We start from the raw sequence: 17,441 nt of genomic DNA, 5'->3' as shown, positions 1-17,441 counted from the left end.
GACATTCATCGATAAACACGCTCGGCCCATTCCGGCCATCGCCCTGTCAGGTTCTCTGCGGCGTATCACCCGAGCGCCACCGCCAGAAACGCCACTGATCATCGGGGTCGCTGTCGGCGTAGTCGGGGTAAAGGTTCGGGTCGGCCAACTGCGTTAGCAGCTTGACGCGATCCGGGTTGCTGTCCCACGGGTACATGTACTGGCTGTAGAAAGGACTCGCGGCGCCCTTGTAGTAGTAGTTGATGTCATACGGCTGCCAGATCCGGTCATACGGAACCTTGGCCGCCGCCGCGGCGCCCACGGCCGCGCCGATCGACCCACCCGCCACTGCCCCCGCCGGGCCGCCCGCCACGCCGCCGGCCACCGCGCCGAGGACCGCCGCACCCACGCCTATCGCGCCCTTCTCGAAGTTGGTGCCGTCGCTATTGGCCAGTTGAGGCTGGTGTGCGGAGATGACGACCTTGCTGCCGTCGTCGAAATCGAACTGGCGCACGTGCGGATTGCCATCCACCGGCTTGCCATAGCGAAAGAAGCGGCCCTGCGTGTCCCAACTGGCGCTCGATGCTGCCCATGCGCTCGCGAAGCCTGTTGGCGGGCCCAGCGGCGTGCTCTGCGCGAAGCGGAACAGAAACGGCTCGCCCTGATAGAACTGCACGTGGGTGAGGTCCTCGCTCGGCGGCTGCTCGGGCAACGGCTGGGTCACGTTGTGCGGCGCCGCCGCTTCGGGAATCATCCCGACGGCGCTCAAATTGCTCGCGGACGTGCCGGCAGGCTCCGGCTGGAAATACGTGTGATCGGACGCGGCGGCCCCCGCCGCCGGCTCTTCGAGTTCATGGAAGTCGGGGCTGCCATGGCTGCGTTCGCTGAGTACCTCAAGCCGTTCGAAGAAGGCCCGGGCGTGAGGCGCATTGCGCTCTGCCGCGTCGATCAGAGCGGCGCGTTCGAGATGCTCGAAGTAACTTGTTCGATCCTCCGAGCCATAGCTTTCGAACCGCGGCGGGTGCCAGCCCAGCTCGTCCGCCACCCGGTAGGCGAGGATCTCGGTCGGACCCATGCGGTCTTCCGACGAGTCCGTCGAAGGATCTTCCGAGTCGGTTAACTGATGCGCGAGTTCGTGTATCAACCCCAGGCGCCAGGTATCCATGAGCGGAGAACCTGCATTCGGCACCACGCCGACATTGACCCACGGCGGCTGATACTCGTCCCGTGAATGGGCGCTGACGTCGACTTCCAGCGGCATGTCCGTGGAAGATTGTCTTCGCAGGTAATCAGCCGTCATGGTGTGAATCGTGCGTTCCTCGCCGTGGAACCCGAGACGGTAGTCGTACTCGTTGCGGTAGTCGAGGTCGCCTAGCCGCTCGCCGCCATGACGCTGACCGTAGCTCACCATGGACTGGAAGGTCGGCGACCGGTTCAGCGCATCCAGTATCGTGTTGCCGATGGCGTCTGCGGTCTGCGAATCGGCCAGCATGCTGTGACTGGCCTGCACGGAACGCACCGCGCTCCAGCGCGCTTCGTTCAGCTCCGTCGCGCTCAGTGGTTGCTCCTGACCAAGCTTCACAACATGGTCGGCATAGGCATCGGCGGCGGCAAGCGGTTCGTCGTCGGAGTCTTCGCTGGAGTCGTCCCGTTTGACGCGCGTCGGGGCGGATTCGTCGGGAGCGATCTGCGACTGGGTCGACATCTCCGAACGAGGGAGGTCAACCTCACCGGAAGAAGTCGATGAAGCGCCTTCGGCCGGTTGCGCGAGATCCGCCGATTCGGCGTTCGACGAATCATCACCTTCTGTCGTGAAGGCGGCGTTGCTCGAGGTGGCGCTGGAAACGAGCATGGGGAGGTGTCCGGATGAAGGCGGGTGATTGCAAGGCAATCGTGCCGCCTTCCGCCTCCCCTCGGGTGCTAGCGGAATATCGCCCGGCCTGCGGGCATCAGCGCGCCCGCCGCTTCCGCACGGCCTCCGCGAGCAGTTCCAGCACCGGCTCGCTTTGCGTCCAGCCGAGGCAGGCATCGGTGATCGATACGCCATGCCTGAGCGGCACGCCCGGCTTCAGGTCCTGACGGCCCTCTTCCAGATGGCTCTCGATCATCACGCCGGTGATGCGCCGCTCGCCCGCTTCGAGCTGGCGCGCGATGTCCTGAGCGACATCCACCTGGCGCAGATGCGACTTGTTCGAGTTGGCATGCGAGCAGTCGATCATGACCTGCTCGCGCTGACCCAGCTTCGCCAGCGACGCGCACGCTTCGCCGACGCCTTGCGCGTCGTAGTTCGGGCCGTTCTTGCCGCCGCGCAGGATCACGTGGCAGTCGTCGTTGCCGCGCGTTTCGAAGATCGCGGCCATGCCCATCTTGGTCATGCCCATGAACGCGTGACTGGCGCGCGCCGCGACGATGGCGTCCGCCGCCACCTGCACGCCGCCGTCGGTGCCGTTCTTGAAGCCGATGGGACAGCTCAAACCCGACGCCAGTTGCCGATGACTTTGCGATTCCGTCGTACGTGCGCCGATGGCGCCCCACGCGATCAGATCCGCGATGTACTGCGGGCTCAGCAAGTCGAGGAACTCGGTGGCGGTGGGCAGGCCGAGCTCGCTGATGTCGAGCAGAAGTTCACGCGCGCGGCGCAGGCCTTCGTTGATGCGGAAGCTGCCGTCGAGGCGCGGATCGTTGATATAGCCTTTCCAGCCCACCGTGGTGCGCGGCTTTTCGAAGTACACCCGCATCACGATGAGCAGATCGTCGCGCAGCTTCCCGGCGACCGTCTTCAGGCGACGCGCGTATTCCATGGCCTGATCGTGATCGTGAATGGAACACGGCCCGACGACGACCACGAGCCTGTCGTCCTGGCCGTGGAGAATCCGGGCGATCCCCGCGCGGCATTCTTCCACCAGCGTCTGCACGCCGGGCGTCACGGGCAGTTCGTCGAGCAGCAACGCGGGGGAAATCAGCGGACGCACGGCGCCGATGCGCGTGTCGTCGATGCGGGTCGTGTCTTGCGTGGAGTCGGCCACGCCTGCCTCCTGATCGCGGGAGGGATTGTCGATGCGGGTCAAGATGGGCTCCGTCATGCGTTATCAATGCAAAAAAATGCTATCTCACGCGAAGAATCCGCGCGTGGGTGGCCTTGCGGCGCAAACATCCATTATCGCATCCACGCCAGGCCTGTCGCGCGGTCCGTCCTGCAACAATGCGTATGATGGCAAGAACGGATCCATTCACAAGGAGCAGAACATGCGTATCGAAACCTCTTTCCTGTTCGATCTGGACGGCACGCTGGTCGACAGCGTCTATCAGCATGTGCTGGCGTGGAAGGAAGCGCTCGATGCGGAAGGCATCGAGTTGTCGGTGTGGCGCATTCATCGCAAGATCGGCATGAGCGGCGGGTTGTTCACGAACCAGCTATTGCGCGAGACTCATGGCACGATAAGTCCGGACCGAGTCGAGCGGCTGCGTCAACTGCATGCGGCGGCTTACCAGCGGCTGCGCGCGCAGGTCTGCCCGCTGCCGGGGGCGCGCGAACTGCTCGATGCGCTGACGCAGGCTGGCACGCGCTGGGCCATCGCGACGAGCGGACGCATGGAAACCGCCCAGCTCAACCTCGAAGCGCTGGGCGTGGATCCGTCCAAGCAGGTCGTCGTCACGCGCGATCAGGTGAAGTACGCGAAGCCGGACCCGGATCTGTTTCTCGCCGCGGCCGCGCGCCTGAACGTGCCGATCGAGAATACCGTCGTGGTCGGCGACAGCATCTGGGACATGCTCGCCGCGCGTCGCTGCCGCTCGCTGGGCGTGGGCTTGCTGTCGGGCGGATATGGCAGCGACGAACTGGAACGCTCGGGCGCTCTGCGCGTCTATGAAGATCCCGCCGATCTGCTGCTGCATCTCGATGAAGTCGCCGCGCGTCCCTGAGGTCCATGCTGCATGACACATTCGACTTCCATCACGATGCGCCCCTGGGGCGATGTGCAGCTCTATACGTTGCGTAACGAAAGCGGCATGCAGATCGACATCAGCGATCTCGGCGCGACCCTGGTCTCGTGGCGCGCGCCCGACCGCGACGGCCATTTCGCCGATGTGCTGCTCAGCCACGATGCGCCCGACGATTACCTGAACAGCACGGCCTTCATGGGCGCGATCGTCGGGCGATGGGCGAACCGGATTCGCGACGGGCGGTTTGTTATCGACGGTGTCGCTTATCAGGTCGAGCGCAACGAAGGCGCGAATCACCTGCATGGCGGCTCGGCGGGGTTTCATCGGCAGATGTGGCAGGCGCGCATCGACGGCGCCGCACTGATCCTGAGCTTGCATCCGGACGCCGGGGCAGCGGGCTTTCCGGGCAATCTCGACGTGAGCGTGCGCTATGCGCTCGATGCACACGGCACGTTATCCATCGACTACGAAGCGCGCACCGACGCGCCCACCGCGCTCAATCTGACGAATCACGCTTACTTCAATCTGAGCGGCAGCGTGGCGCCGGAGGCCGACATTCGCGATCACGAGATCACGATAGCTTCGGACGCATACTTCGCGATCGACGCAGGCTCGATACCGATTGCCCGCGAAGACGTGGCGGGCACGGCGTTTGATTGGCGTCAGCCGCAATCGATTCGCGCGCGACTCGATGAATCCAATGAGCAAGTGAAACTCGCCGGAGGTTTCGACCATTGCTACGTGCTGCACGACGGCAAGTCGCAGGATTTCCGCGATGCGGCCACGGTGTATGACGCATCGAGCGGCCGCGAATTGCTGGTCGCGACGGACGCGCGCGGATTGCAGCTCTATACCGGCAATCATCTTGAAGGCGAAGCGGCGCGCGGCGGAGCGCGCTACCGAAAACATGCGGGATTGTGTCTCGAAGCCGGCGGGTTTCCCGATGGCATCAATATGGACGGTCCGGCAAGAAGCGACGCCGTGCTCCGGCCCGGTGAAAGCTTTCGCCAGCGCACGCGCTATACCTTGCGCGTGCGCTAAACGGGGCGCTGGATGAAAGGCCAGCTCAAGGACTCGAATTCCGCCTTGTCCGTGTTGAACAAGCTCTCGTACCTTCGAATAAACTCCTTCATCTTGATTGGATCGGAACGAAGGTTTTTCAGCGCGTACATTGTAATGGCAAAGCTATCCGGATTCGAGGCCATCTTGGGCGACAGGTTCATCAACGTGTCATTGAGAATGCCCCGAACCAGTTCCTTGTTTTCGAACGCCTTCTCCACGTCCTGAGCCGTCTTGAAGCGGTAGACCGAGTCTTTCACGTTCGGCGGATTGCGTGCATAGGCGAGCGTGAATTTGACTCGGCTGTCGTAGCGGTGGTCCGACAGCAAGGTATCGATGCTGATATTCTTCAATTGCCCGTCTGCTCCCGCCTCTTTCAGGTGGCCGCCAGCATAGGAAATCAGGTTGTTCACATCCATGCCACCCTGCTCCAGCTTCGCATACCAGTCGAAGGGACACTTGCTGTGCACGTGGAAACTCTCATGAACCATGGTCAGCGCCATGCCCTCCGAGAAGCTCTCGGCCAAGTGGTTCTCGAAAATCTTCATGCCAGTCGAGTACGCCACCATCAGCACGACGGATTCGCCGCCGACGTTCTTCGCCGGCGTGAGTCTCACTGACTGCGACGACGTCGTGACGATGTCTCGCGGCGGCACCCGGTTGGGCCCGGCGATTGTTCCCATGACGGCGGTGCTGTCCCTCAGATCACCGAGGTCGTAGGAGACGTCGGTAGACGGTCTCAGCTGTTCGAGCGCGATGACCGAAGCGTTGATTCTGGTCGTCAGCTCCTTCTTCATTTCAGGTGAATGGCCGCCCATGAAGATATCGAGTACCTTGTCGACGTCCGATTCCTGCGAGTGCAATGTTTCCAGCCCGCTCGTGAGTACCCTGCGGCCTTCGTCGCGGCTCGAGCGGATCAGGGCGCGCATTTCGTTGCCGCGCTCCTTGGTCAAGCGGGTATCGAAATGCAGGATCGGCTTGGTTTCGTATGGAAATCCCTTGAGCGCTTTTGGCGGAGATTGTCTCCATCCACGATCCGTGTGATAGAGATATTCACTGGCTTCCGTCGGGGCAGCAGGGTTCACCAGACGGTATTGATTGCGCGCGCCGTCGAATGTCAGCAGATAGCGGTTGCCACTCTGCTCGAGCAGATAGAGATTCTTCAGGTTCTCATTGCCCACGACCTTCCAGAGTTTCGTATCCGCGCTTGTCGATGCGCTTGCAGACACGCCTGCCGCAGCGCTCGTCGAGGCACTGGCGACGGGCTCCGCCTGAGAACCGTTGTACACGGCATGAACCCTTTCGAGCTTGCCTGCGGGAAGTTGACTCTCCGTGAGCTTGAATTCGTCGTCTATTTTCTTGAAGACGATATCGACTGTATCCTGGGGCAGGTAGACGCTCGCGCCGAAGAACGGCTCCTGATCTTTCAAGACTGTTGCCCGACCGAAATTACCCGCTTTGAAAGCGGGCCCAGGACGTAACGTACGCCACGGGACCGGGCTGTGGAAGTCGAGAATCATCATACCGAGGGCCTTGCCCGCCTGGATGACGCCGTCCACTGCTGCGTCGCCTGCCTCATACACCGCGTATCTGAGAAGCTCCGCACCAGTCAGGCCGTTTCGAACACCTTGCGACACAATCTTGACGGCCGCTTCGGCTCCCGCGTCGAACAGCTCCTCAAGTCCGGGCACGAGTGCCAGCACCGTCATCACCGCATCAACGCCGAGCTGCAAGAACGAAGGCCGATAATGACGGTCCACTAACCACATGTAGATTTCTTCGAAAAACGGAAGGGGAGGCACGGACGCCTTCGCCTTTGACATGGTGTACAGGTCTTCCTTCAGCACGTCTACCGTATCGGAGAGCGTGTCGCAAACCATCGTCAATAGCGCGGAGAAGACTGTCGTTCCCGGTGCTAGTTGCTTTCTCTCCCTTTTCGCACCGAAATACCACTTCGTGTCACCCCGATGAGGCGGAAGACGCAACGTTTCCCCGGACCAGAACTCTCCGTCGTTAACTTTTACGGGCAGGTATTTCCACCATAGAGTTCTTGTCTTTAATTGCTCTTGAGGGATCTTTTCACAGAATTCAACCTTCCCGCTCGAACCGAAGGGAACGTAAAGCCTGACCACCATCCACTCCGAACTACTCAGCTTTATATAGGCCTCACGAAGATAAAGGAACGGATCATATATCAGATAGACCTGCTTCACATCGTACATCTCTTCGACGGTCATTTTGGCCTCGATGATCTTCAACGAGGTGATCCACGCAGCCTCGTATTTCAGGAAGCCCAGGTCCTCATAGTCTGCGAACTGGTTGTAGTAAGCAGTATCGCTGACACACAGCGCACTCGGCTTGATTTGCGACAACGAAAAGAAATGCTCGGGCGCGGGCCCAATGGTCTGCCAAAAATTCATGTCCCGCTTCGCCTGCTCGAATCTCAGAACAATCCCTTCCATCGCGCCGGCACTGACTGAAGACGCACGCTTGTTCGAAGTGACGAGGTGATAGACCAAAGCGGCCAGAACCTGGGCGCTTGCGACCGACTCAACACCATCATTGGTGGGGAGCAGATCGCCAGCCAGGGCCTTGACCGAGTTCTGCGCCGACAAGACGTCGCGATAATCCCCCTTCGCCTTGAACCAGTATCTGCTCTCAGGAAAGCGGGCCAGCTTTGCCACCAGCTCCGAGAAATTGTGATGAATGCTCCACTGTGTTTCGAGGTAAAGACGAGCGCCCTGGAGCAACGCCAATTGCGGTGCTGCTGTATGAGTGCTGCTCTGAGCAGCGATTTCCCAAACCAGGTCGGACAACAAGCCGCTATACATCAACCCGTATAGCCAATGACTGGAACTCGCAGTCGCACCTTCCAGAGTCTTTAATGCAGCAGTCTCTCGCGCCCACCCCATCGCGACTCCAGCCGCAAAAACATTCTCCTTGAAACTGGTCAGCCACTCCTCGAGTTCGAGGATAGTGATGTCGAACCCGTCGCGCCGCGCCTGAAGCCTTGTGACTTCTTTCTGCCAGTAAATGTCTTCCAATGGCGCCCTTCCGTCCGGGAAGTATTTCATCATCTCGTCCGCACGTTCTTTCGCCTTGATGGCGGCCTTCAGCTGGACCGCCACCGTATTTCTTTGCCCTCGCGTTTTCTCGAGATCTGCTTGCTTTTCAGTCGACGACCCGCGGACCAGATAAGCTTGACGGAAATCGATGTCGTCGAACGCCTCTCGCTCTTGCGAGATGAGCGTCCAATATTGGCTGATACCCTTCTCGTTCCATAGCCGGCTGGCGTCGACGCTGGCTGCGGATCTGGACGAATTCAATCCGCTATTTTTCTGTTCCGTTATGCTCTTCAAAAATACCGTCTGAAATTTAAGTTTCAGTGCTTTCCTGAAGTTCCCACTTTCCGGGTTTTGATAACTTTCATGAATCTCGTGATCTGCCGAATTGTCAAGCGCATCGAGCACCTGAGACCAGGTCGAAAAGCCGTCTCTTCCCAGTAGCCCACTCAAAGAGCTATTCAGTCCCTGGAACGAGCCTGTCTTGAACAGCTCGCTCAACGCTGCGAACAGCGGAGCACTGGAGACCGAAGTCCATTCTCCTCCGGACTTGACCAACGTGCACATCCTGATTCGCTCGGCATCACCAAACAGGATGCCCAAGTGAGGTGCCAGAAGCGAAAACGGCCAATACATTCCATCCATGCTCAGAAACAGTTGATCATTGTGGACGTACACCATTCCATCCACGCCAGCGCCCGTTTTTTCGTCCGCGAACGCATAGGCGGGGTCGAATGAATCCACGATGCCCCGCACATCTTTGCTGACCGAGAAGAAGCCGCTGTCGGCCGTGGATGCCGCTGTACTGCTCTCTTCCAGAACCCATTTTCCCTGCTTGTCTTTCTGCAGCGGCACCCAAGAAGCGCTATTGAAACTGGCGTATTGATCGCCGATCTTGACCGTTTCACGGAGGGTTTTTTCGGAAAAGCCTTCGGACGGAATCGTGACTGCCTCGCAGATGTAGAGTTTTCCCCTGATTCTCAACAATGGGGCTCGACTTTTGGACTCGAATTTTCCTGGAAGAAGAGCCCACGCAGCGGCCGGATAGTTGATGCTTACAGGCATGACTTGAGCCGTCACACGATCCGCCAAAGCGATGGACACGTATTCGATATCCTCCAGCCAGAATTCATTACGATCGTTATGGATCAATGACCGCCAATTCATTTTTTCGTCCAGTGCTGCATGAATTGGATCCCGATAGGGAGCCTCGTCGATGTCATGAATCTCCCATATCTCGCGATAGCTGCCTCCTGGATACTTCAACAAGTCTTTCTCGACTCTCTTGCACTTGTAGTAAAGACCGTCAAGAAGCAGAAACTTCTGATCTGGAGAACCGACGGTGTAATACATGCCCGGTGATTCGTCCTGCACCAGATTGGGCACCGAAGGTTTGCCGATCAGGAATGCCTTTGCTCGGGCTATCAGATCGTCGGAGAACTTTCTGGGCATGGGCTGCGGCCTGACGACCGTTGCAATCTCCCAGATCTTGCTGGCCGGGTTCCGTTTGAGATACAGCCGTTCAGTGGAAACACCTGCGCCGCCGAAGACGCACAACAGATTGGGGTGAAACACCGTAGCGGAGCGATATTTTCCGTCTATTGCAATGTAACAGGCGCCGCCCCAATGCGTATATAGCCGTCCTTCAACGCCTGCAGCCTCATCGGGATAGTGAAACACCTCTTCGACGGACCATCGCCTGATTGCTCTCGACACCGACGGATCGAGATAGCTCTCTGTCGCAACGGCGGGCACCGGCTTCGTGGGAGCATGCAACGGGGTCCATTTTTTATTCTCTCTCTTGACGAAAATGTTTCTGTCGGCGTCATTCAAAGAGAAAACTTTGCCGATGATAAAGTCGAAGCCCAGATACTTGGAAGCTTCAGCTGTCTGGAGATGAATTCTCCAGTAGCGACCTGCAATGAAGATATACGCGCGGCTTCGCTGCGCATTGCAATATATGCCGTCTTCCTCCTTCGTCGCGAAGTCACCCTGCCTGGGTTTGTAGTGGGCCGACTGGGTGAAACGTTCCAGGACCACGGCCGTCAGGTGATCACTCACCTCTGAATAGCGCGGCAAGGCCCAAAATTCCATGGAACCTTCCTGAGCGGCTGCTCCAAGAGGGGCTGCCTGCCGCCTGGAAACCACATGACCCGAATGAAGCGCGCTGGCATCGAACGGCACATCGATGACGATGTCCATCTGACGCGCAGCAGCCTGATGAGCGACGCTCAGAACCGCATCATCCACAACGCCGGCGGACCGGCTATATCTGAGCCACGCCTGACGGGACGCCCATCCCACCGCAGCCAGCGACATGCTCCCTATCAGCCCGCCCACGATCAACTCGGCTTTCGTCGGCCGCCATCGCTCAACCTGAGCGCCGCGTGAAGCCGCTACAACATCGCCCGGTACTATCTGCCTTGCCGCCGGCTTGTCGAGCAACTCGCTCGATTCCTGCGACGCCTCACTTGGGCGTACTTCCGTCAGATCCTGGAGCGGTATCGCCGGTTCGGCCAAGGGTTCATTGACCTCCTTGTCCTGATCGCCGGACACCGTTGAGCGCCTCCGGCCGATCGCCATATGACAGAAGTACCCGATCACGCCCAACAGCCCCAAACCGCCCGCCACCCCCGCCACGATGGGTTTCCAGCGCGCGCACAAGTCCTGTTCATCGGACGCAATGACGAAGTCATGCAGCCTGACCTGGTTGTCCTCATTCCAGTATTCGATCCCGCGCGCCTCGAGGATGTCTTCCGGATCCGCAGGCACTTGCAAGGCGTCGATGTCCGCTTCGGCCAGTTGCGGGATCAGAACCGGTCCGCCGCCCTTGCCCCCTCGCACACGACGCCTTGTCCACCATCGATCCATCATCCTTGCAAGCGGCCGCCGTCCATGTTCATTCACCGCTCGCTCGTTCACGATCAGGCAGAACGCGCGCTCTTCCGAATCCCATTTCACCGGGAACGCGTGTCCGTCGGACTGAACGTAGCAGCGTCCATCCACCCGGAAGATGCCTTGGCTGTCTTCCTCCACGCCTGCAAGCGATACATCACGCGCAAAGCACGCCGCAAGAGGCGTCAGCACTGCCCCACTGGATTCACCGCTGATGGTCGTGGCGCAGGCCTTGCCCAATACCGATGTGATGGCGTCCTGAAGCGCACCGGCAACCCATGCCTCCGTCTGCTCTTCGATTCTTGTCCTCAGCCGCTGAACGGCGGGTGTGTCACTGTCCGCGAGTGAACGCATCATCGCAGCGGTCCAGTCGAACCAGTTCCGCGCTCCGGATGTTTCAATCCGGACCTGTCCGCGCAGTTCCCATAGCGCAGGCAATAGTGGCAACAGATGGACTAGCGTGTTCATGCCGGTCCAGCCCAGCATGTGCAACTTGCGCACATCGGTTTCGAGCTGTTCCAGTCGCTCGCTTCGTTCCTCCACATCCGCGCGGGCCAGCGCCTGGAAGGACCACGCAAGCCGCATGGCAAACAAGGCATCGCACAGCACCTTCGACTCCGAGGACTCGCGGAGATCGCACAGCACGCCCGCCCAGTCCCAGTGATCGGCGTAGATCGACAGGCGTTGCGCCAGCGTCATGGTTCGCGCGAGATCGGCGGACGTCGCGCCGGGAAGACATCGGAATGCCGCAGCGGGATCGTGCATGACGTCCTTCTCGACGGTTTTGAAGAAGTTGCGCGCCGTTTGCTTCCAGGTCGTTGCGATCTGAGTGCTCTTCACCCAGTGCAGGATTTGCTTCGCCTGCGTGCCAAAGGGGACATAGGCCAGCGCACCTTCCAGGGTCGAGAGCGCTGCCGCCGGAAGATGACTCAGCAATGCAAGATTGAACACAGTGTTCGCCGCGGCCGTCCACGACTTGCACTGCGTGAGCTCGAGCAATGCGTCGAACCAGGCGCCCACATGTTCGTCGCTGATGAACGCCCTCCGCCACTCCGTCACCGGCAGGCCGCCGGCCTCCAGCAGATGCCCCAGTTCGGGCTCCGAAAGCTGCCACATCAGCCACTGCGCTTGCTCGACCGGTGGCGCCGAGACGGGAAAGCGCGTCATGCGAAGAAACACGACGCGACCGGGCCGAACAATCCCGGCGACGCCGACAGGAAGCCGTCCAAGGGTCTCGTCAGTAAGATGCTCGCTCTGCAGCGTTTCCAGCGTCCAGCTCAGCTGGTCGGCAAGCGATCCGGAATCCGGATAGCTTTTCCATGCCGGCAGCAGTCCGCTCAATTGACGCGCCACTTGCAGCAGCGGTTGCATGAATTCAGGCAGCCAGGAAGTCGCGCCCTGATCCTGAAGAAACGATTGCATGACATCCTCGAATCCGGGGCTTGCAGGCAGACGCGAAAGCGCTTCGAACTGTCGTACCATCACGTCCAGTGCACGCACCACGGACTCGGTCGAGTCTCCGGACCTTTCGGGAAGCACGTCGAGCAGATGCGGCAGCGAGGCCCTGAGTTGCTCGACAATCGCCCGCAAACGCGGAATCGTCTCCTGCGCATTCGCTGAGCGGCCGACGGCAACTCCCGCGGATGTCACGCGCAATACTTGCGACACTTGCAGAATCAGCTCTCGCGCGCTTTGAGGAAGTAGCTTCAGATCAGCCGCCGAAAATCGATCGATCGCTTGCATCAATCCATTCAGCTTTGCATCCAGGGGACTGTCGGCTTTGGTAATGGCCATCGCCGATGCATGAAAGCCACGCGCCGCGGCATAGCCCCGCGCCAAGCCAACGAAAAGATCGATAGCCGGGAACGCGCGCTCGGGAAGCAAATGCTTCAGCTCCGGAGAGCATTCTTCCGCGATATAGGCGGCGCATCCTTCCAGCCGCGCGCGCAAACTCGTGGGACGGCTCATGATTGCGCTCATCGCTTCATATGCACGAACGTACGCAGTGATGTGACGCCTGATGGTATCGAGGTAATCCAGCGTCTCTCTTGGTCTCGCGCCCGCCCAGTCTTTCAGCGCCTCCACGACTTCTTTCACGGAGGCACCGCGACGCGCCGCCTCGAACGCCTCATAGGCCCGCGCGACCTCGCGCATGAGCGCCGACGAGTCCGCGTCTTCGAGAAGCATGCGCGAGAGTTCGGAGGGAAGACTGCGTGCGAGCCGCCCGACCCAGCCACGCCCGTGCCCGTGCCCGTGCCCGTGCCCGTCATGATTGCCGCTCGAGTTGGCTTCTTCGGAGCGAAGTCGCCCGTATAACTCGCGCACGGCATCCGCGTGACGCATGATCCGTTTCAGGCTGGCCAGCATGGGCTGCATCCGCGCCGGCAGACGACGTTCGAAACTCGTCAGCGCACGCAGAGAGCTGTCCAGCTTGTCCATCCATGAACCGCCGCGCTCATCCACGCGACGCAGAGACTCGCCGATATTCTTCGCGCATAGCCAGATGCCGATCGCACCCTTGAGGTTATCGGCAGTCGCGGTAATGCGCGACTGCATGCACCCGGGAAGCCACTCCGCATAGCGCGGCAGCATATCGGCCAGCTGGATCAATTGCTCGTCCCACGGTGCGGCACTCGACCAGATGGCTTCCAGATCCTCATAAGCCTGTCTGGCAGCGAGCGCATGATGAAAGGCGCTCCCCGCCACTTGCAGCACGGCGCGAACCAGTACTTGTTCGAACATCTGCTGGAGGCCGGCCTGCCCGCCTCGCGAAACCTGTTCGGACTCTTCGATCACATCCGGCCCGGCGTGCTCGACCCTCCACCCCGTACGTTGAACGCGCCGGTCGAATAATGACGCCCGGCGATTCCTCAAACCTTCATCTTCGAAATACAGATCCACCCATGCTCCCGCACTTGCAATGAAACGCGCTCAGCCGAGTGGTTCGAATCCGGATGCGGATAACTTTTCCACATGACGCGCACCGTGCATGATGAATGGGATCATCGAGATTGCTTAACGCATATAACAATGCGACGATTCAGACTTAAGCGTCTGATGGCCTTCTGTTTGCAAAGGAACGGAGGGGACTGCGCGTCAAATTTAAACTGCGGAGGGAGAGGAGGTCATGACGTTGAAGATGCGCGACGCATCAAGCCTTCGCTCGCACGCCAGGCGCAATGCTGGAAGGAATAGCTTCGAGAAAGCCGTGCCCCATCTCCTTCTCGAAGCGAGCGGGGCTGCCTTCCCAGATAATGGACGCGTGTTCGAGCACATAGACACGGTCCGCGTGCGGCAATGCAAACGTGACGTTCTGCTCGCCGAGCAGCACGGTAATCGGCGTTGTCTTCTGCAATAACTCCATCGCTTTCGACAACTGCTCGAGTATCACCGGTGCGAGGCCAAGCGTGGGTTCGTCGAGAACAAGAAGCCTGGGCTGCATCATCAGCGCGCGCGCGATGGCGAGCATCTGCTGTTCGCCACCCGACAGCGTACGCGCGGTCTGAGCCTGACGCGCCCGCAGTATGGGAAACAGCTCGAATAGCCATTCGAGCTGATCCGCGCGTACCTTGTCGGCGAGATGATAACCGCCAAGATCAAGGTTTTCGCGCACCGTCATGTCGCCGAATAACTCACGTGTTTCAGGACACTGGACAATGCCGGAGCGCGCGATCGCCGCGCCGCTCATGCCTTTCAGGTCCTGCGTGCCATAGCGTATCGTTCCCTGGTACGGCACCAGTCCCGAGATGGCATTGAACAAGGTTGTCTTGCCCGCGCCGTTCAATCCAACTACTGAGACGAACTCGCCCTCGCGCACATGCAAGTTCACGCTGTCGAGGGCGCGCGCCTTGCCGTATAGCACGCCCACATTCTCCACCCGAAGAATCTCGGGCCTGCTGTTCGCCACCTGCGTGACGCGCTCGCGTGCCTCGATCTTGCCGCCGAGATAGACGCGCCGCACCGTCTCGTTGCGCATCACCGCGTCCGCCGTGCCTTCGGCCACGTATTCGCCGAGATACATCGCGAGTACCCGGTCCGCGAGCGCCGCCAGACTCTTTACGTTGTGATCGACCAGCAGCACCGCGCGCCCCTCCGCGCGGAAGCCGCGAATCAGTTCAGAGAACGTTTCGGACTCGGCGGCAGTGAGACCGGCAAAGGGTTCGTCGACGAGCACGACTCGCGGATCGCGTGCGATCGCCTTCGCCATTTCCATGCGCCGCAGATCCGCGAACGGCAAGGTAGCCGGATGCCGATGCATTACGCCGCCGAGGCCCACGCGTTCAGCAATCTGGCGCGCGCGTCGGTTGACATGTGGATCGGCCGCAAGCTTCACGAGCGAATCGGGCAACAGCGCCAGCTTGATATGTTCCAGCACGGTCTGGCGATGCAACGGCCGCGAATGCTGGAACACGATGCCCACGCCCGCGCGCGCAATGCGATGCGGCAGCCAGCCGGCCATCTCCACACCATTGACCTTGATGGAGCCCGCATTGGGTCGCTCGATGCCCATGATGAGCTTCATGACCGTCGACTTGCCGGAGCCGTTCGGTCCAATCAGGCCAAGAATCTCCCCCGGCCGGATTTCGAAGCTGATGTCCTTTACCGCGACCAGACCGCCGAAGCGCTTGGTCAGTCCGTGCACGGCAAGCAGAGGCGCGCGGTTCTCGTCGTCGATCATTCGCGTTCCCTCACGCGCAGGAGGTTGCCGAGCAGGCCATCGGGAAAGAACAGGATGACCGCCAGCGCCACGGCCGCGACCACGAACGTATTGATCTGGCCGAGTGGCCTCAGGAACTCGCCCGCGACGATCAGGAAGATCGAGCCCAGCACCGCGCCGAGAATGGTGCGCCTGCCGCCGAGCACGGCCGCGATGATGATCTGCACGCCAATGCCGATATCGACCACGGTGCTGACCGAAGCTGTGCCCTGATAGAACACGAGCATCGCGCCCGCGACGCCCGAGAACACCGCGCTGATGCAGAAGGCTGCGAGCTTGTGCTTGACGACGTTGAAACCGAGCGCCTGCGCGCCGACCGTGTCCTGACCGCTTGCCTGCAGGATCAGCCCGATAGCCGAGCGCGACAGTCCGAACAGGATGATCGCGCAGACGATCAGGAAGGCGAGCGCGATCCAGTAGTTAGTGCTGGCATCGACGGACATTACGTCCGGCACCATCATGCCGATCTCACCGCCTGTGATGCCCGCGAAGATCACGATGGCGTTTTGCAGCAGGAGCACCGCCACCAGAGTGACGAGACCGAAGTACGGACCGCGCAGGCGCAGCGCGGGCACGGCTAGAAGCAGACCGCCAATCAGTGCAACGAGACCGCCGGCGATCACGCAGATGGCAATGGGCGCTGCGACATGCGCGTTGAGGATCGCCGCTGAATAGGCGCCGAGGCCGATCAGGAAAGTTGGTCCGAAGTTGACTTCGCCCGCAAAGCCGAACAACAGGTCCCATGACATCGCGAAGACGCCGAAGTAGTACGCCACCGTCAGCACGCCGAGGATATAACCGGTGAGCCACCACGGCAGCGTCGCGGCGATCACCGCAAGCACAACGGCGACGACAATCAGACGCGAGCCTCCGAAAATCTTCATGATCAGCGTCGCCCGAGAAAGCCCTGCGGCCGCACGTACACGACCAGCACGAGCAACAGCAGCGCGGGCAAGGGACGCAATGTCGGCGCGATCAGATACGCGGTCACGGTCTCCAGATAACCGACGACATAAGCCGCCAGCAACGAGCCGGACACACTGCCGAGGCCGCCCAGCACGACGATGGAAAACGCGCTCGCCGTGAGTTGCCCGGCGTTGTTCGTGCTGACGCCGAGAAAGGACGCCAGCAGCACGCCGGCCACGCCCGCGAGCACGCCATACAGCGTCCAGGCCAGCAGATAGATGCGCGACAGTTCGAAGCCGAGCAGCGTGAGCCCGCGCGGATTCATCGACGCCGCGAGCAGCGCCTTGCCCCCCTTCGTGCGGTTCACGAAAAGCCACAGCAGACCGATCACGACCCAGCACACCACGGCGATCATGATCTCGTTATAGGGCACGCGCACGCCCGCCAGACTCGCGACGCCGGGAATCAGCGGGCGCATCGTGACGGGGTTGTCGGAGAACAGCCAGGCCATGCCTTGCTGAATCATGATGCCCCACAGCAGCGTGCCGGTAAGCACGAAGATTTCCTTCTCCTCGCGCGGAATCGCGCTGGAGCGCTGAATGGGCCGCACCACCATGAAGTATGTGATGTAGGCGGCAATCATCCCGCAAAGCACGCCCAGCAGCGTGCCGAGATACGTGCCGAGGCCGGCCTCGCCCGCCAGCGCCCAGCCGAGCAGCGCGGAGATGAGCATGACGCCGCCGTGCGCGAGATTCAGCACGCCCGAGACGCCGAAGATCAGCGTGAAGCCGAGCGCGCCGAGTGCATAGAGCGAACTGATCGCGAAACCGTCGATGAGGATCTGCAGCGCAAGCATAGGCGGTCCTTGTCGGATCGATGTT

Annotated in this window: 8 protein-coding genes; 2 read left to right on the top strand and 6 right to left on the bottom strand. The window is 60.6% G+C overall.

Annotation, left to right across the window (positions count from 1 at the left end):
- Positions 1-46 precede the first annotated feature (46 nt).
- Positions 47-1,831 (bottom strand): M85 family metallopeptidase, encoded by a 1,785-nt coding sequence (locus QCE64_RS21880; protein WP_310006204.1) that lies wholly within the window; start codon positions 1,829-1,831, stop codon positions 47-49.
- Positions 1,832-1,928: 97 nt separating this feature from the next.
- Positions 1,929-3,047: a 3-deoxy-7-phosphoheptulonate synthase gene (locus QCE64_RS21875; protein WP_309923489.1), complete on the bottom strand. Its 1,119-nt coding sequence runs from the start codon at positions 3,045-3,047 to the stop codon at positions 1,929-1,931.
- Between the two features lie 178 nt (positions 3,048-3,225).
- Here QCE64_RS21875 and QCE64_RS21870 point away from each other — a divergent pair, with 178 nt between their 5' ends.
- Positions 3,226-3,900, top strand: a complete 675-nt coding sequence (locus tag QCE64_RS21870) for an HAD family hydrolase (protein ID WP_309923487.1) — start codon at positions 3,226-3,228, stop codon at positions 3,898-3,900.
- A gap of 12 nt (positions 3,901-3,912) precedes the next feature.
- Positions 3,913-4,962 carry an aldose epimerase family protein gene (locus tag QCE64_RS21865; RefSeq protein WP_310006202.1) on the top strand — a complete coding sequence of 350 codons (1,050 nt, stop codon included), beginning with the start codon at positions 3,913-3,915 and terminating at the stop codon, positions 4,960-4,962.
- Here the strand turns inward: QCE64_RS21865 and QCE64_RS21860 are convergent.
- From QCE64_RS21860 to QCE64_RS21845, 4 genes are all read right to left on the bottom strand, one after another.
- Positions 4,959-13,838, bottom strand: coding sequence for a hypothetical protein (locus QCE64_RS21860; RefSeq protein ID WP_310006200.1), 8,880 nt, complete (start codon positions 13,836-13,838; stop codon positions 4,959-4,961). The two genes, QCE64_RS21865 and QCE64_RS21860, sit on opposite strands and share 4 nt — an antisense overlap.
- Before the next feature lie 250 nt (positions 13,839-14,088).
- Positions 14,089-15,615 (bottom strand): ATP-binding cassette domain-containing protein, encoded by a 1,527-nt coding sequence (locus QCE64_RS21855; protein ID WP_310006198.1) that lies wholly within the window; start codon positions 15,613-15,615, stop codon positions 14,089-14,091.
- Positions 15,612-16,538, bottom strand: coding sequence for a branched-chain amino acid ABC transporter permease (locus QCE64_RS21850; RefSeq protein WP_309923480.1), 927 nt, complete (start codon positions 16,536-16,538; stop codon positions 15,612-15,614). Before QCE64_RS21850 ends, QCE64_RS21855 begins: the two co-directional genes overlap by 4 nt.
- A 2-nt stretch (positions 16,539-16,540) precedes the next feature.
- A complete protein-coding gene (locus tag QCE64_RS21845; RefSeq protein ID WP_309923477.1) occupies positions 16,541-17,416 on the bottom strand; it encodes a branched-chain amino acid ABC transporter permease in 876 nt (291 codons plus the stop codon).
- Between the last annotated feature and the right edge of the window lie 25 nt (positions 17,417-17,441).

Source organism: Caballeronia sp. LZ043 (genome assembly GCF_031451075.1).
GTDB lineage: Bacteria > Pseudomonadota > Gammaproteobacteria > Burkholderiales > Burkholderiaceae > Caballeronia.
Note: the sequence above shows the minus strand (reverse complement) of the source record. Positions and strands in the feature narration are given on the sequence as shown.